Consider the following 15,157-nt stretch of genomic DNA (forward strand, 5'->3'; position numbering starts at 1 on the left):
CGTTGTGTGGGGCGGGGGGGGGCCGTCCCCCGCGCGCGCCCGCCGCCCGCGGCGCGGGGGGGGCCCCCCGCGGGGGCCCCCCCCCCGGGGCCCGCATCAGGTCAGCCCTGGTCCTGGCTCTCCGGGGCGAGCAGGATCGCGGTGTGAGTGTGGTGCGCGACGGCATCGCTGACCCGCGGGTCGAACAGCGCCTGCGCGGCGCTGCGGTGGTGCGGGCTCAGCACGATGAGGTCGGCGCCGAACTCCTCGGCGGTCTCCGAGATGGCGGCGGCGACCTGGGTGGTGAGCCCCCTCAGAAGCGTTCCCTCGGCCTTGACGCCCTGGTCCCGGAGGGCGGCGAGCGCGTCGTCGAGAACGGCCTGGGCCTCGGTGTCCTCCTCCAGCGGGACGATCGCCGCGACGGAGGCGGCGGAGGCGATGACGTGTACGACGCGGACCTCGGCGTTCGCGAGCTGCGCCAGCTCGCCGGCCAGCCGTACGGCGGAGCGGCGGGCGGGGCTGGGATCGACGGCGACGAGGATGCGCTGGAACACGGACACGGTACTTCCCCTTTCGGGGCGCGGAAGGTCCACTCGGTGGTCTGGGACGCCGGCTGCCGGCGTGACGGCTCGGCGCGTCCGGCGCCGAACGAGTTCTTCCGTCCCCATGGTGTGATCATCTCACCACCGGTCGGCGCGAGGGACGGCGGTCCATGTAACTGCCACTGAACTGCGGGAGGCCGACCGGTGCCGGCTCGGCGGCCGAACGCGGCGCCCGCTGTCGCCGCGGCCGCGCGCCGTCGCGGTCAGGGCATGGTGAGGTCGATGGCGCGGTCGAGGGCCTGGGGGTGGAGGACCCGGTGGATGCCTTCGAGGAGGTAGTAGTCGGCGTAGGGGAGGGAGACCTCGATGCCGTCCTCGGCGGGCCGGTTGCGGGTGCAGCGGGCGACGACGGCGTCCGCCCGGGTGGAGGCCCTGGTCAGGCAGGTCTGTGCGAGCGCGGTCAGCAGCCGCAGGGCGACGCCGCGGTACTTCTCGTGACCGGTCGCGGCGGCGAGGTCGAGGAGCCCGCAGGCCATGATGGCTCCGGCGGACGCGTCCTTGATGTCGTGGGGGTGCTGGGGTGCCCGGTAGTCCCAGACGGGCACGTGGTCGGGGGTGAGCACGCCGATGGCGTAGTCGGCGAGACGCGTCGCCGTGGTGAGGAACCGGCGGTCGGCGGTACGGCGGTAGAGGGTGGTGAATCCGTAGATCCCCCAGGCCTGTCCGCGGGACCAGCAGGAGGTGGGGCTGTAGCCCTGGACGGTGTTCGGGCCGATGGGGGCGCCGGTGGCCGGGTCGAGGTCCCAGACGTGCGGGGTGGAACCGTCGGCCCGCGGGAAGAGGCGCTGGGCGGTCTCGGCGTGGGCGACGGCTATGTCGAGATAGGCGGTGTCGCCTGTCTGCTGCGTGGCGAAGACGAGCAGGTCGAGGTTCATCATCGTGTCCATGATGATGCGCCCGGCGTTGGCGGGGTCGTCCAGCGCGCCCCAGGCACGCAGGAACCGGCCGCGCGGGTTGTAGCGCCGGCTGAGCGAGTCGGCCGCCTGGATGGCGCCGGTGCGCCACTGGTCGTCTCCGGTCAGCCGCCAGGCGGTGACCCAGGAGGGGGTGAAGAGGAAGCCGAGGTCGTGGGTGGTGGTGTCGGTGCGGCGGGGGGCGAGCTTGCGGGCGGAGTCGAGGGCGAGGGTGCGGAACCGGTCGTCGTCGGTGTGGAGCCAGCACATCCACAGGGTGCCGGGCCAGAACCCGCCGACCCAGTCGCCGTTCTGGGAGTAGGTCCACTTCTCGAACTTGGTCACGACGGGGAAGCCGCTGACACCGGGTGCGACGGCGCGGACCTTCTCGACCGCGTAGTCGGCGGCGGCCCTGAGGACCTGCGTGGTGGCCGCCGGCACGTGCCCGGCCTCGGCATGCGCGGGCAGAGGTGCGCTGGCGTAGGCGGCCGCGGCGCCGCCGGCCGTGGCCAGCACGGCCCGCCGGGAGATGGACATGACTGCCTGCCTCTCCAACTGGACTGTGGTGCACAGAAGTTGAAGGAGTGTGGCATGCAGGCTCGGACCATGTACACCCATGTGCATGATGTTCAACTATGTGAACGGCGGTGAGGGGTTCGGCTCCCGCTACCCGGTGACGTGGTCAGTGGGTGTGAGCCGTGCGGACAGGAACAGGCCGGCCCGGTCCAGCGCGGCCTCCGCTTCGTCGAGCAGCGGACCGAAGGACTGGAAGACGTGCGGCACTCCCGGGGTGATGTCCAGGGTGACCTCGACATCCGCGGTGGCGGCCTGCCCGGCGAGGCGCACGGCGTCGTCGAGGAGGACCTCGTGGGTTCCGGCCTGGATGATCAGGGGCGGCAGGCCGGACAGGTCCGCGAAGACGGGGCTGATCAGGCCGGCGGCGGCGTCGTGCCCCACCGTGTAGTCGGCGACCCGGGGCTCCAGGAGCTCCCGGCTGAGCAGCGGGTCGAGCGCACGCTTGGTCTCCATGGTCGTCCCGGCCAGGGTGAGGTCGGCATACGGCGACATGAGGTAGGCCGCGGCCGGCAGGGGCAGCCCGTGATCGCGGGCGTTGACCAGGGTCGCGACGGCCAGCCCGGCGCCGGCTGACTCGCCCGCGAAGACGATGTGCGACGGGGCGGTGCCGTCGCGCAGCAGAGCCTGGTAGACGGCCAGGGAGTCGTCCACCGCCGCCGGATACGGATGCTCGGGGGCGAGCCGGTAGTCGACGGAGAAGACCCTCGCGCCGGTCCTCCGGCCGACCTGCGAGGCCAGGCCGGCCGCGCTGAAGGCATCCCCCAGGACGTAGACGCCGCCATGGAAGTACACGACGACGTGCCGGGGCTCGACTCCGTCGATCGTGATCTCGGCCGCGGGGACACCCCCCAGTTCGACCGGGGTCACGGTCACCTCGGCGGGCAGCGGCTGTGCCGACGTCAACGCGCGAAGCAGGCGCCGCTGCTCGTTGACATCCGCGTCGGCGGGGAAGGCCGACTGCCGCAGGACCGCGTCGAGGTTCGCTCGTTGTTCGGCGCTCACGGAGCATCTCCCTTCGGTAGGGGGCGGTTCGGCCGCGCACCCGGGTGGCCCGTCCCCGGCCGGTCCGGAAGGCTGTGGACGAGCGGGGTCCGGACCTTGCGGACTTCGAGGAGTTCGAGGCCGAGGGATTCGATCTGGGACAGGACACCGAAGAGTGCCGCGGTGTCCGGCAGCAGTCCGGTGAGGACTGTTTCGGCGCCCTGCTGCTCCGGCATGAATGCCGGGAACGCGGTCAGCAGGGTGGGACCGAGGTGACCGGCGAGCCGGATCTCGTACAGGACGGGGTCATCACCCATGCGCTCATGGTCGTGGGCGGTCAGGTGAACCCGCCTCACCGGAATCCGGTGATCGCCCGACCGTCAGGCCCGACCGTCCGGCCCAGCCGTCAGGTTCGGCGGTCAGGTTCGGCGGTCAGCCAGGGCCGTTCGACAGCAGCCGCAGCTCTCGGCCGCGATGCACCGCCCCGGACCGGTCCCCGGCGCCGAGCTTGGCGTAGATCCGCCGGATGCGGGTGTTGACGGTGTTGACTCGGCTTCGTTCCCTCAACGCGTCGAAGGCGAGGCCCCGGCCCGGGAAGCGTTCGTCGAGGCGGCCGTCGCCGAGGGGCAGGGCTTCGAACCAGCGTGCGGCGGGACGGTCGTACCACGGCGCACACCGAGACCTACGGCTTCGGCCGGCCGACCGAGCAGTGCGTCGACCTCACGGTCTTCACCGACATGCTCAAGAACAAGGAGTTCTACCTCTCCGGACTTCGACAACGGCGCGGAGCTGCAGGGCGCGATCGAGCCGCAGTTCGAGGCCTACTTCGGCGGGCAGCAGGACGACAGCGTCTTCGCCGACATGCGGGCCAGGACGGAGAGCATCCTGAAACAAGAAGTGACCGTCGCCTCTTCGACGCGCCGCGACCGGGACGCGGCCCGTACGGCGCGTCCTGCCGCCCTCCCTGAGAAGAGACCCGGGCCTGCCCATGCCCCCTCGATGCGGGGATGCCGTCGCCGCAGGTGTGGATAGGGTGGTCGGATGTTCGATCGTCTGGAGATCGCGGTGTTGCCGCCCGGGCCCCGGTTTGCCGCGCAGGTGCGGTTCCGGGTCAACGGCGCGGACGTGGTCGAGGGGGCGGTCGGCGCGGGCGGACGCGGACCGTACGCGGTCGACGCGCTGCCGGCCGGCCGCCCCAGCCCGTTCCGGGCGTCCGCGGAGGCACGCCGCCTGGAGCTGGGGGAGCCGGACTGCACCGGTGACTGCTGCGGCTTCCTGACCGTGGTCGTCCAGCGGTTCGGGGACATCGTGCAGTGGTCGGACTGGGAGGTGCCACGGGTGGCGAACAGCCCCGTGCCCCACCCTCCGCCGGAGCTCCACTTCGATGCGAATCGGTACGACGCCGAATTGGCTCGTGCCGAGGCGGACCGCTGGTGGCAGGCGCATCCGTAGCCCGGACGAGCGAGGTCAGGGACTGTGCTGGGGCGTGGCCCGGGCCGGGCGCGCTGCGCCGGCGTAGTCGGGCGGACCACTCGTACGAGCCGCAGGCCCACCGCACCGCACCGTGCGCCGGGAGGCCGAGGTGATCCGGGGCCGGGGTGTCGCCTCCGACCGGGAGGACGTGGCGGCCGGCGTGTTGTGCTGTGTGGCCGTGCCGGTGCGCGGCCCGCACGGCGCGCCGACGGCGTCCCTGAGCGTGGTGACCGATCCCGCGCACACCCTGGACCGGCTCGTGGGCGTGGTGCAGCAGACGGGAAGGACCATCAGCGCGGCCCTGCGCGGCCGGTGAGCAGCTCCCACCGGCCGGGACGCGCGTGCCGCCCGGAAGCCATCTGGAGATCTCGCGTCCGGCGCCGGTTCCGCCGCCGGGCGGCGGTGAACGGACCGGCGGCGAGGAGGCGCGGAGTCAGCCTGTCGTCGTCCAGTGGCGGAGTTTCTCGGGGTTGCGCACGACCCAGATGTGCGTGATCCGGTCGCCCACGACGTCGAACGCGAACACCGTCATGACGACGCCTTCCTGCACGGCCACCAGGCCGGGCTGACCGCTGACCGTACGCTCCAGGAACGCCATGGTGCCGGGCCTGCGACGGGCGATCTCCAGCCAGGCGTGGGCGATCTGCTCGCCGCCCTCGATGGGGTGCAGGAAGGTCGCGGCGAGTCCGCCGCCGTCGGCGGTCGCCGTGGCGGCGGGGTCGAGCAGGCCGATGAGCGCGTCGATGTCCTGGGCCTCCCATGCCCGCCTGAAGTCCCGGACGACTCCGGCGCGTTCGGCCGCCGGAGTCGCGGAAGGCCGCGCGGCCCGGACCCGGCGGCGGGCCGAGGAGGCCAGCTGGCGGCATGCCGCCGGGGTACGTCCCACGATCTCGGCCACCTCGGCGAAGGAGTGGCAGAAGACGTCGTGGAGGACGAACGCGACCCGTTCGGCCGGGGTCATCGATTCGAGCACGACCAGGAAGGCCAGGCTGACCGACTCGTCCAGGGTGACCCGTTCGGCCGGGTCGGCGGTGGTGCCGCCGGGCCGCCCGGTGGTCCACTCCGCACGTTCGGGCAGCGGCTCGGGGATCCACTCGCCCACGTAGGTCTCTCGCCGGACCCGGGCGGAGCCGAGCACGTTGAGGCAGATGCGGCCGGCGACCGTCGTCAGCCAGGCGCCGGGGGACTCGATGGCGTCCCGCTGCTCCGGGGACAGCGCGTACCAGCGGGTGTAGGTCTCCTGGACGGCGTCCTCGGCCTCGGCCAGGGAGCCCAGGAGCCGGTAGGCGATGTTCATCAGCTGTCGCCGCTCGCTCATGATCGCGTCCAGGCCCGGGTCGGCCTGTCCGTGTCCTTGCCCGGATCGGGTGGTCATGGTGCCGACGGCTCCCTCGGTCGCAGCTGCCCTCATCGGTCCGACAGGACAGCGCACCGGAATGTCAGGCCCGTCCGCCGCCTCACATTCCGCCGGGTTGTGGTGTCGAACCGATGAGACGAACACATCATCCAGCGAACAGGAAGCCCGGAGACACCATGACCACCCCCATACCGGCAACACAGTTCGCCGACCCGGCGCCCGAGCAGCGCCTGGAACGGGCGGCCGCGGCGCTGACCGCGCGCGGCTTCACCGTGGAGATCCTCGACGACGCCGCCGCCGCGCGCACCCGCGTCAAGGATCTGATTCCGGAGGGCGCCGGCGTGTTCACCGCGGCCAGCGAGACCCTCCGGCTGTCCGGCATCGACGAGGACATCAACGCGGGCGGACGGTACCGGGCCATCAAGCCACGCGTCCTGGCCATGGACCGCGTCACCGGCGCCGACGACATCCGGCGGCTGCTCGCCGGTCCCGACGTCATCGTGGGCAGCGTCGCCGCGCTCACCGAAACCGGCTCCCTCGTGGTCGCCTCGGGCAGCGGGAGCCAGCTGCCCGGCTACGCCGGCGGCGCGGGCCGCGCGATCTGGATCGTCGGGGCACAGAAGGTGGTACCCGACCTGGACACGGCGCTGCGGCGCGTCGAGGACCACTGCCTCCCGCTGGAGAGCGCCCGCACCCGGGAAGCCTACGGATGGCCGAGCGCCGTCAACCGGCTCCTCATCCTCAACGCGGAACACCAGGCCGGACGCGGCACCGTCCTGCTGCTCCGCGAAGCCATCGGATTCTGAACCGGCAGGAGCCGTCCGCCACGTGCTCGGCACACGGCGCTGAGCCGGGCGGGCGGCATCCGCCGCCCGGTCCCGTCCTCGGCCGCCGCGGGCTCAGCCGGCGTGGCTGAGCACCGCCTTCACCCGGGGCCAGTCCTCCAGGTCGTGGGAGAGCCGGTGAAGCTCGTCCTGCGGATGCCGGGGCGGGCGGACCGGGTGGCGCCCACCTCGTCGCCATATCCGGGGACGCGGTCGTCGCCGGGACCCGCGCCTCCCCCTCCGGTTTCCGGGAGGAGGGTGTCCTCCAGACCGGCCGGCGCGTCGAGCGGTGCCGCGATCTGCTCCGCGAGTTCATGCGCGTACGGCGTGAGCTCCCCCTCCCGCGGCAGTCGGGTGACCGGATGGTGCCGCCGCCCAACGTCGTGGGGGTCACCGAGTGGCGGCAAGCCACCCGAGTGGCGAAGATGCAGCCAGGAGCACGGAGACAGCACATGGCGAGGATTCTTTTCGTGATACACGCCCGGCTGGTCGAGGACCTGCCGGGCGACCGGGTGCGCATCCTGACCCAGGAGACCCAGATCGGGCAGCCGGCCGCGGAGTCGGCCCGGCAGTGGCCGAACCCGATGCTCAACGGGCACCAGGCATGGCTGGACGGCCTCGTACGACCGGCCTCCAGGTAGTCCGTGTCCCGGGTGCCCCCGGGCTTCGGCGTTCGCACCGCGCAGCAGAACCCGGGAAGTTGACGTCTTGACCGACAAGCTCACCGCGAGCGGACCGCCTGAGGAGGCACCCTGATGTCCAAGCCGCCGCTGCCGCCCGAGGCCCAGGAACTCCTGCGTCGCCCCAACCCGGCCGTCATGGCCACCCTGCGCTCGGACGGCACCCCGGTGTCCACGCCCACCTGGTACATGTGGGAGGACGGCCGTGTCCTGATCAGTCTGGACGAGGGCCGTGTGCGCCTGAAGCACCTGCGCCGCGACCCGCGCGTGACGCTCACCGTCCTCGACGGCGACGACTGGTACACCCACGTCAGCCTCGTCGGCCGGGTCGTCGGGATGGCCGAGGACGAGGGGCTGGCCGACATCGACCGCATCGCCACCCACTACACGGGCAAGCCGTATCGCGACCGTGTCCGCACGCGTGTCAGCGCCTGGATCGAGGTCGAGCGCTGGCACGGGTGGGGCGCCCACCGGGACAGCGACCAGGCGTCCACCATCTGATGCTCAGGCCCGCCCACGGAGCAGACAGGAGGAACGCCCATGCAAGCCGTCACCGTCACCGACCGCGACGCCGGAGTCAGCGGGCTGACCCTCACCGACCTGCCGTATCCCCACGCCGCAGAGAACGACGTCATCGTGCGGGTGCATGCCGCGGGATTCACCCGGGGAGAGCTCGCCTGGCCCGGAACATGGACCGATCGCGTCGGCCGCGACCGCACGCCGAGCGTACCCGGGCACGAGGTCTCGGGTGTCGTGGCGGAACTCGGATACGGAACCACCGGTCTCACGGTCGGCCAGCGCGTCTTCGGGCTGACCGACTGGGCCCGCGATGGCTCGCTGTCCGAGTACGTCGCCGTGGAGGCCCGTAACCTGGCCCCGCTGCCCGCGGATGTCGACCACACGGTGGCGGCCGCGCTGCCGATCTCCGGTCTGACGGCCTGGCAGGGCCTGTTCGACCACGCGCGGATCGTGACCGGCCAGACCGTCCTGATCCACGGCGCCGCGGGGAGCGTCGGCTCGCTCGCGGTGCAGCTCGCGCGGGAGGCCGGAACCCGCGTGATCGGCACCGGCCGGTCCGCCGACCGGGACACCGTCCTCGCGCTCGGCGCGCACGCGTTCCTGGACCTCGACGCCGGCCGGCCGGCGGACGCCGGTGAGGTCGACGTGGTGTTCGACGTGATCGGCGGTGACGTCCTCGATCGTTCCGCCGCGCTGGTACGGGCGGGTGGCACGCTCGTCTCCATCGCCCAGCCGCCAACGGTCCGGCCCGAGGACGGCCGGGCGTTGTTCTTCGTCGTGGAACCCGACCGGGTACGCCTCGCGGACCTGGCGCAGCGGCTCCGGGACGGACGCCTCCAGGTGCGGGTCGGCGCGATCCGCCCGCTGACCGAGGCGGCCGCGGCCTTCGCCCCCGAGCGACGCGTCCCCGGCAGGACGGTCATCCGGATCGCCGGGGACTGAGCCTGCGGTCCGCGCGAGACTCGGTCCCCGGCCGCGCTGTTCCTCGGCCGTGCGGGCGGCCTCCGCCCGACCATGTGCTGCGACCGAAGAGGCATTTGAGCGGTACGAAGGCCGGGACAGGCAGTCGGTGTCAGCGCTCGACGAGCCGCCTTGCCTCGTCGCTCTGGTCGCGGCCGGCGGCCGTGCGCAGCGTCGGACATCCCCGTGGCCTGCCGCCAGTGCCCGCACCAACTGGCCGTGCGCGTGCCGCAGTCCGTCTCGTAGCTCGCCACGTGCACCGACGCGGCGGCCGGCGCCGTGGCCGCCGTGCGTGCCTCCACCGAGCGGGTGCCTTCCGGCGTGCCGGGCGGTGCGTGCGGAGCGCCGGCCGTGGGCACCACCTAGCCTCGACGCCGTGCTCTCCCGGACCGTGAAGGTACGTGCGGCTGGCCGGGACACGCTGTTCGAGATCCTGGAGTCGCGGTGATCACTCATCCCAGTTTCACGGTGGAGCCCTGGTGCCTGCGTGAGAACGAGCTGAACCTGGACCTGCTCGCCCAGAGCGAGTCGGTGTTCGCTCTGTCCAACGGGCACATCGGCTGGCGGGGAAACCTCGACGAGGGGGAGCCCCACGGGCTGCCCGGTGCTTATCTCAACGGAGTGTTCGAGCGGCATCCGCTGCCCTACGCGGAGGCCGGCTACGGGTATCCCGAGTCCGGCCAGACGATGATCAACATCACCGACGGCAAGATCATCCGGCTGCTGGTGGACGATCACCCGTGCGATCTGCGCTACGGCCGGCTGCTGGAGCACGAGCGGGTTCTGGACTTCCGTACCGGTGTGCTCAGCCGCACCGCACGGTGGATGTCTCCCGGCGGCCGTACGGTCCGCATCACCTCACGGCGGCTGGTGTCCTTCACCCAACGGGCGGTGGCCGCGGTCGTGTACGAGGTCGAGCCGATCGACGGACCGGTCACGGTGGCCGTACAGTCCGAACTCGTCGCGAACGAACAACTGCCCCGCCTGCAGGGCGATCCGCGGGTCGCCGCGGCGATCGAGTCCCCGTTGACGTCGGAAGAGAGCTTCGCCCAGGACACCCGGCTGCGGCTGCTGCACTGCACCGACCGCAGTGCGCTACGGGTGGGAGCGGCGGCGGACCATCTGGTCGAGGGTCCCGAGGGCACCCGCTGGACGGCACAGAGCGAGCCTGACGTCAGTCGACTGACGGTGACGGCGGACCTGGCGCCCGGGCAGCCGCTGCGGCTGTTCAAGTTCGTGGCCTACGGCTGGTCCGCGGAGCGTTCGCTGCCGGCCGTGCACGACCAGGTGGACGGAGCGGTGGCGGCCGCGGTCAACACCGGTTGGGACGGGCTGGTGGCCGGGCAGCGGGCCTACCTGGACCGGTTCTGGGCCGGAGCCGATGTGGAGGTGGAGGGCGACGCGCAGATCCAGCAGGCGGTACGGTTCGGGCTCTTCCACGTGCTCCAGGCGGCCGCCCGGGGCGAGAACCGGGCGATTCCCGCGAAGGGGCTGACCGGCACCGGGTATGACGGGCACTCCTTCTGGGACACCGAGTCCTACGTGTTGCCGGTACTGACCTTCACCGCCCCGGAGGCCGCCGCGTCGGCGCTGCGATGGCGGCACCGCATGCTGCCGGCGGCGCGGGAACGCGCCCGAGAGCTGAACCTGGCGGGGGCCATGTTCCCCTGGCGGACGATCGACGGTTCGGAGTCGTCCGCCTACTGGCCGGCCGGGACGGCTGCCTTCCACATCAACGCGGACATCGCCATGGCCGCCGCCCGATACGTCATGGTCACCGGAGACGAGGAGTTCGAGCGGAACGAGGGCCTCGACATCCTCGTCGAGACCGCCCGGCTGTGGCGTCGCCTCGGTCACCACGACGCCGACGGTGTCTTCCACATCGACGGCGTCACCGGACCCGACGAGTACAGCGCGATCGCGCGGGACAACCTGTACACCAACCTGATGGCCCGCCAGAACCTGCGGGCCGCCGCGGACGTGGCCACGCGCTATCCGGACCGGGCCGAGGAACTCGGTGTCGACGAAGAGGAGACCGCCAGTTGGCGCGAGGCCGCGGCCCGTATGGCGGTGCCCTACAACGACACCCTCGGCGTGCACGAGCAGTCGGCCGGATTCACCAACTTCCAGCACTGGGACTTCGACGCCACCCCACCCGAGAACTACCCGCTCCTCCTGCACTACCCCTACTTCGACCTGTACCGCAAGCAAGTGGTGAAGCAGGCCGACCTGGTACTGGCGATGCTGGAGTGCACGTACGCCTTCACCGACGAGGAGAAGGTACGCAACTTCGCCTACTACGAGGCGCTGACCGTCCGTGACTCCTCTCTGTCGGCGTGCTGCCAGGCGGTGCTCGCAGCCGAGACCGGGCATCTGCGACTGGCCTACGCCTACCTCGCCGAGGCCGCGCTGATGGACCTCGAGGACCTGGAGCACAACACCCGTGACGGTCTCCACATCGCCTCCCTCGCCGGGACCTGGCTCGCCCTGGTCGGCGGCTTCGGCGGCCTGCGGCGACACCTTGACGACGACGGGAAGCCGGACTTGCTCGGGTTCGCACCGCGTCTGCCCGAAGCGCTGTCCAGGGTGGCCTTCACGGTGCGGACACGCGGGCAGCGGCTGAAGGTCGACATCGGGCGGACCCGTGCGCGCTACCAGCTGGTGGAGGGAGAACCGCTGACCGTGCTCCATTTCGGGGAGCCGCTGACCGTGACCGTCGATGAGCCGGTGGACCGGCAGGTCCCGCCCGGCTCCGTCCGCCCCGAGCCCCAGCAGCCGCGCGGCCGCCGTCCGGAGGGCCTGCCGAGCGAGGAGGAGCCCCGCGAAGAGACACCGGACTGACCTCGGCTCCTTCGCGGCCGCTTTTCCGGCCGCGAGGACATGCGTGGCCGCCACGCGTGCACTCGGCTACCGCTACTGCCGCACCCGCGGCCCCGAAGCCCCAACGGCTCCCGGGGACCACCGTCCCGCCCAGGTCCGACCCCACCCGCCCGGCACCGCTGAGTCATGGACGCGCGTCGCGGCAAGTGCCACAATCTCGCGGACGCACCGGGGGAGAGACCATGAAGCTGTACATAGCCGTTCCGCTCCTGCTGGTGGCGGCGCTCATCGCCGCCTCCGGTATCGCGGCGGTCACCCGCGGCTGGGTGCTCCCCATGAACCGACGCCGTGTCCGCGCTCCGCGCATCTACGGCTGGGGCCAGCTCGTCCTGGCCTTCGCGCTGTGCTGGCAGCTGGTTTTCGGACTGGTGATCGACACTCCTGGTGTCAGTCAGTCGGGCACGCTGATCGGAAGCGTGATCTTCCTGGCCGGCCTCGCCGTGATGATCGCGGGCCAGGTCACCGGCCGCGGCCGCGGTGACGGAGCCGGCCGTACGACCCGGCGCTCCGGATGAGCCGTCGACGCCACCGGCGCTGACGTCGTGTCCCCGTGCCCGGCGGGCATCGTCCGCCGGGCCGGTCCCCGCGTCCCGCTGTTCAGGCCGTGGTGCGGGTGCGGGTGTCGCGCTGTGACAGGGCGAGGTAGCCCACGAACACGACGATGGCGACCGTCCATGCCAGGGTGACCGGTGCCAGTCCCAGGCCGAGGCCGCCGCGGGTGTGGCCGACCGCCATCCAGTCGGCGAGGGAGGCACCGAGGGGCCGGGTGATGACGTACGCCGTCCAGAAGGCGGTCACCGCGTTCAGGGTGCCGAAGCGGTGGGCCAGGGCGGGGACGCAGATGGCGGCCGCGAAGAGGACGGCCGACCCCAGGTAGCCGAAGCCGGTGGTGGCGGTGAGGTCGCCTGCCGCTGTGCCGAGGGCGAAGGTGGCGAGAACGGCGGCCCAGTAGAACACCTCGCGCCGGCGGGTGCGGATGCCATGGATGGACAGCGTCCCTTCGCTCGCGTACCAGAGCACGAAGACCGCGGTCAGTACGACGAGGAAGGCCGGGGTCGACACGGCGTACGGCACGCCCAGGCCGACGTGCAGGACATCGGCGGCCATGGTGCCGAACACGCTGACCATGACGACGGCGGTCCAGTAGGCCCAGGCGACATATCTGCGCAGAGTGAACTGGACGGCCAGGGAGGCCACCAGGGCCAGACCGCCGAGCGCGACCGCCGGTACCGGGCCGAACAGGTGGGCCAGGAGGTCCGACGCCGTCTCGCCCATGCCGGTGGTCAGCACCTTGATGATCCAGAAGTAGACGGTCACCTCCGGCACCTTGTTCGCCATCCGGCGAACGGGGGTGAGGGGACGGTCGTCGACGAGGTGCTCTGCGGTCATGATCCGCACGATGGCACTCCCCGCCTGAACGCATCCTGAACAGCGCACTCGCAAGCGGCGGCACGTAGTACCGCGGTACGACCCGACGCACCCGGATCAGTCCCCGGTACCACCGAATCGGCGTGTTTCGGACCCTAGCGTGGTGGGTGAGGCGTCAGGGGCAACGGACGGGCGCCGGTGTCCGACAGGAAGAGACGCGCATGATCGAGGCACAGCAGCTGACCAAGAGGTACGGCGAGAAGACGGCCGTGGACCGGCTGGACTTCACCGTCGAGCCGGGCACGGTGACCGGCTTCCTGGGGCCCAACGGTGCGGGAAAGTCCACGACCATGCGCATGATCGTCGGGCTCGACGCACCGACGAGCGGGACCGTGCGGGTCAACGGCCGGCAGTACGCCCGGCACCACGCACCCCTCCAGGAGGTCGGCGCCCTCCTGGAAGCCAAGTCGATCCACCCGGGCCGCTCCGCCCACAACCACCTGCGGGCGCTCGCGCTGACGCACGGGATTCCCGCCCGCCGGGTCGACGAGGTCATCGACCTCGCGGGACTGGGCAGCGTGGCGAAGAACCGGGCCGGTGCCTTCTCGCTCGGCATGGGCCAGCGGCTCGGCATCGCCGCGGCCCTGCTGGGCGATCCGCAGACGGTCATGCTGGACGAGCCGGTCAACGGGCTGGACCCGGAGGGCGTGCTCTGGATCCGCAACCTGCTCAAGGCACTCGCCGAGGAGGGCCGCACGGTGTTCGTGTCCTCCCACCTGATGAGCGAGATGGCCCTGGTGGCGGACCATCTCATCATCGTGGGCCGCGGCCGGCTGCTGGCCGACACCACCGTGCGGGACCTCGTTCGCGACGCGGGCGGCGACACGGTGAAGGTGGCCACACAGGACCCGGCACGGCTGCGGGAGGTGCTGGCCGGTCCCGGAGTCGACATCACGGGCCGGGCCGGCTCCGAGGAGCTCCAGGTGTCCGGGCTGAGCGCCCGCGAGGTCGGCCTCAAGGCGGCCGAGCACGGGATCGCGCTGTTCGAACTGTCCGCGCGGACGGTGTCATTGGAAGAGGCGTTCATGAACCTGACCAGGGATGCCGTGGAGTACCAGGGTTCCACGGCCGGCATCGAGACCCCCGCGGCCGACGGGAGGGCGGCATGAGCACCCTCACCGCGCCCGTCGAGACGCCCCCGGCCACTCCTTCCCGCCCCGCCTACCGGGTGACCGGACGGCGCGTGCTGGCCTCGGAGTGGGCCAAACTGTGGTCGCTGCGCTCGACGTGGATCACCCTCGGCCTCGGCCTGGTGTTCCTCGTCGCCTTCGGGCTGATCGCCGCGAGCCGCTACAAGTCCGGCTACGGCTCCGGCCACCTGGACCGGGACTTCGCGCAGTCCACGGCGGTGCGTCTGTCCCTGTTCGGCACCAACTTCGCCCAGCTCGCCCTCGGCGTGCTCGGCGTGCTGGTCACGGCGGGGGAGTACTCCACCGGCATGATCCGCTCCACCATGGCGGCCGTACCGCGCCGGCTGCCCGTGCTGTGGTCCAAGGCGGCCGTGTTCGGGCTCGTCGCGCTGATCGTCGGCACCCTCGGCGCGTTCGTCGCCTTCGGGTTCGGCAGCTCCATCGTCTCCGGCACGCCCGCCGCGATGAGCCTGACGCACGCGGGCGTCGTACGCAGCCTGCTGGGCGCCGGACTCTACCTCGGCCTGGTCGGGGTGATCGGCACCGCCCTGGGCGCACTGCTGCGGTCGGTGGCCGGCGGCATCTCGGTACTGGTCGCCACACTGATGCTGATCCCGGGGCTGATCTCCCTGCTGCCCAGCTCCTGGCAGGACAACATCAGCCCCTACCTGCCGAGCAACGCGGGCGAGTCGATGTTCGCCCTGACCCACGACAGCACCACCCTGTCTCCCACCGCTGGACTGCTGGTCTTCCTCGGCTGGACGGCGCTCGCCCTGGCGGGAGCGGCGTACCGGCTGGTGCGCAGCGACGTCTGACGGCCCGCACCATGGGCAGGTGACCACGTTGACGACAGCCACGTCCGCCGGCGACATCGG

General features: G+C 71.9%; 17 protein-coding genes. 10 read left to right on the forward strand and 7 right to left on the reverse strand.

What is annotated here, in order from left to right:
- Positions 1-101: 101 nt before the first annotated feature.
- The 5 genes from ACWGJB_RS37250 to ACWGJB_RS37270 form a co-directional block, all read right to left on the reverse strand.
- Positions 102-539 carry a universal stress protein gene (locus ACWGJB_RS37250; RefSeq protein ID WP_453384472.1) on the reverse strand — a complete coding sequence of 146 codons (438 nt, stop codon included), beginning with the start codon at positions 537-539 and terminating at the stop codon, positions 102-104.
- Between the two features lie 245 nt (positions 540-784).
- Complete coding sequence (locus ACWGJB_RS37255) at positions 785-2,011, reverse strand: glycoside hydrolase family 88 protein (RefSeq protein WP_453384473.1); 1,227 nt, start codon at positions 2,009-2,011, stop codon at positions 785-787.
- 129 nt (positions 2,012-2,140) lie between these two features.
- A complete protein-coding gene (locus ACWGJB_RS37260; protein WP_453384474.1) occupies positions 2,141-3,052 on the reverse strand; it encodes an alpha/beta hydrolase in 912 nt (303 codons plus the stop codon).
- Positions 3,049-3,348 (reverse strand): hypothetical protein, encoded by a 300-nt coding sequence (locus ACWGJB_RS37265; RefSeq protein WP_453384475.1) that lies wholly within the window; start codon positions 3,346-3,348, stop codon positions 3,049-3,051. Before ACWGJB_RS37265 ends, ACWGJB_RS37260 begins: the two co-directional genes overlap by 4 nt.
- A 115-nt stretch (positions 3,349-3,463) precedes the next feature.
- Positions 3,464-3,598, reverse strand: a complete 135-nt coding sequence (locus ACWGJB_RS37270; protein WP_453384476.1) for a hypothetical protein — start codon at positions 3,596-3,598, stop codon at positions 3,464-3,466.
- Between the two features lie 474 nt (positions 3,599-4,072).
- Between ACWGJB_RS37270 and ACWGJB_RS37275 the strand changes: the two genes are divergently transcribed.
- On the forward strand, positions 4,073-4,483 hold the full coding sequence (locus ACWGJB_RS37275; RefSeq protein WP_453384477.1) for a hypothetical protein: 411 nt from the start codon (positions 4,073-4,075) through the stop codon (positions 4,481-4,483).
- A gap of 112 nt (positions 4,484-4,595) precedes the next feature.
- A complete protein-coding gene (locus ACWGJB_RS37280; protein ID WP_453384478.1) occupies positions 4,596-4,820 on the forward strand; it encodes an IclR family transcriptional regulator domain-containing protein in 225 nt (74 codons plus the stop codon).
- Between the two features lie 117 nt (positions 4,821-4,937).
- Here ACWGJB_RS37280 and sigJ read toward each other — a convergent pair whose 3' ends face one another.
- A complete protein-coding gene (gene sigJ / locus ACWGJB_RS37285; protein ID WP_453384479.1) occupies positions 4,938-5,879 on the reverse strand; it encodes an RNA polymerase sigma factor SigJ in 942 nt (313 codons plus the stop codon).
- 158 nt (positions 5,880-6,037) lie between these two features.
- Here sigJ and ACWGJB_RS37290 point away from each other — a divergent pair, with 158 nt between their 5' ends.
- From ACWGJB_RS37290 to ACWGJB_RS37315, 6 genes are all read left to right on the forward strand, one after another.
- Positions 6,038-6,667: an LUD domain-containing protein gene (locus tag ACWGJB_RS37290; RefSeq protein ID WP_453384480.1), complete on the forward strand. Its 630-nt coding sequence runs from the start codon at positions 6,038-6,040 to the stop codon at positions 6,665-6,667.
- 470 nt (positions 6,668-7,137) lie between these two features.
- A complete protein-coding gene (locus ACWGJB_RS37295) occupies positions 7,138-7,326 on the forward strand; it encodes a hypothetical protein (protein WP_453384481.1) in 189 nt (62 codons plus the stop codon).
- A gap of 114 nt (positions 7,327-7,440) precedes the next feature.
- The gene (locus tag ACWGJB_RS37300; protein WP_453384482.1) at positions 7,441-7,866 is read left to right on the forward strand and encodes a PPOX class F420-dependent oxidoreductase; all 426 of its coding nucleotides are present in this window, start codon (positions 7,441-7,443) and stop codon (positions 7,864-7,866) included.
- 39 nt (positions 7,867-7,905) lie between these two features.
- Positions 7,906-8,826 carry an NADP-dependent oxidoreductase gene (locus tag ACWGJB_RS37305; RefSeq protein ID WP_453384483.1) on the forward strand — a complete coding sequence of 307 codons (921 nt, stop codon included), beginning with the start codon at positions 7,906-7,908 and terminating at the stop codon, positions 8,824-8,826.
- Positions 8,827-9,288: 462 nt separating this feature from the next.
- Entirely contained in the window at positions 9,289-11,685 is a 2,397-nt protein-coding gene (locus ACWGJB_RS37310; protein WP_453384484.1) for a glycoside hydrolase family 65 protein, read from the forward strand.
- A 221-nt stretch (positions 11,686-11,906) separates the two neighbouring features.
- A complete protein-coding gene (locus ACWGJB_RS37315) occupies positions 11,907-12,239 on the forward strand; it encodes a hypothetical protein (protein WP_453384485.1) in 333 nt (110 codons plus the stop codon).
- An 82-nt stretch (positions 12,240-12,321) separates the two neighbouring features.
- Here ACWGJB_RS37315 and ACWGJB_RS37320 read toward each other — a convergent pair whose 3' ends face one another.
- Positions 12,322-13,113, reverse strand: a complete 792-nt coding sequence (locus ACWGJB_RS37320; protein ID WP_453384486.1) for a COG4705 family protein — start codon at positions 13,111-13,113, stop codon at positions 12,322-12,324.
- 200 nt (positions 13,114-13,313) lie between these two features.
- Here ACWGJB_RS37320 and ACWGJB_RS37325 point away from each other — a divergent pair, with 200 nt between their 5' ends.
- Together ACWGJB_RS37325 and ACWGJB_RS37330 are read left to right on the forward strand one after the other, a co-directional pair.
- Positions 13,314-14,261 (forward strand): ABC transporter ATP-binding protein, encoded by a 948-nt coding sequence (locus ACWGJB_RS37325; RefSeq protein WP_453384487.1) that lies wholly within the window; start codon positions 13,314-13,316, stop codon positions 14,259-14,261.
- Positions 14,258-15,097 carry an ABC transporter permease gene (locus ACWGJB_RS37330; RefSeq protein ID WP_453384488.1) on the forward strand — a complete coding sequence of 280 codons (840 nt, stop codon included), beginning with the start codon at positions 14,258-14,260 and terminating at the stop codon, positions 15,095-15,097. Before ACWGJB_RS37325 ends, ACWGJB_RS37330 begins: the two co-directional genes overlap by 4 nt.
- The last annotated feature ends 60 nt before the right edge of the window (positions 15,098-15,157 follow it).

The organism is Streptomyces sp. NPDC054813, assembly GCF_053611365.1.

Coding starts and splice junctions, on each gene's coding strand:
- ACWGJB_RS37295 (WP_453384481.1), top strand. CDS start 7,138: ATGGCGAGGATTCTTTTCGTGATACACGCCCGGCTGGTCGAGGACCTG.
- ACWGJB_RS37300 (WP_453384482.1), top strand. CDS start 7,441: ATGTCCAAGCCGCCGCTGCCGCCCGAGGCCCAGGAACTCCTGCGTCGC.
- ACWGJB_RS37325 (WP_453384487.1), top strand. CDS start 13,314: ATGATCGAGGCACAGCAGCTGACCAAGAGGTACGGCGAGAAGACGGCC.
- ACWGJB_RS37275 (WP_453384477.1), top strand. CDS start 4,073: ATGTTCGATCGTCTGGAGATCGCGGTGTTGCCGCCCGGGCCCCGGTTT.
- ACWGJB_RS37255 (WP_453384473.1), bottom strand. CDS start 2,011: ATGTCCATCTCCCGGCGGGCCGTGCTGGCCACGGCCGGCGGCGCCGCG.
- sigJ (WP_453384479.1), bottom strand. CDS start 5,879: ATGACCACCCGATCCGGGCAAGGACACGGACAGGCCGACCCGGGCCTG.
- ACWGJB_RS37330 (WP_453384488.1), top strand. CDS start 14,258: ATGAGCACCCTCACCGCGCCCGTCGAGACGCCCCCGGCCACTCCTTCC.
- ACWGJB_RS37265 (WP_453384475.1), bottom strand. CDS start 3,348: ATGGGTGATGACCCCGTCCTGTACGAGATCCGGCTCGCCGGTCACCTC.
- ACWGJB_RS37290 (WP_453384480.1), top strand. CDS start 6,038: ATGACCACCCCCATACCGGCAACACAGTTCGCCGACCCGGCGCCCGAG.
- ACWGJB_RS37305 (WP_453384483.1), top strand. CDS start 7,906: ATGCAAGCCGTCACCGTCACCGACCGCGACGCCGGAGTCAGCGGGCTG.
- ACWGJB_RS37315 (WP_453384485.1), top strand. CDS start 11,907: ATGAAGCTGTACATAGCCGTTCCGCTCCTGCTGGTGGCGGCGCTCATC.
- ACWGJB_RS37320 (WP_453384486.1), bottom strand. CDS start 13,113: ATGACCGCAGAGCACCTCGTCGACGACCGTCCCCTCACCCCCGTTCGC.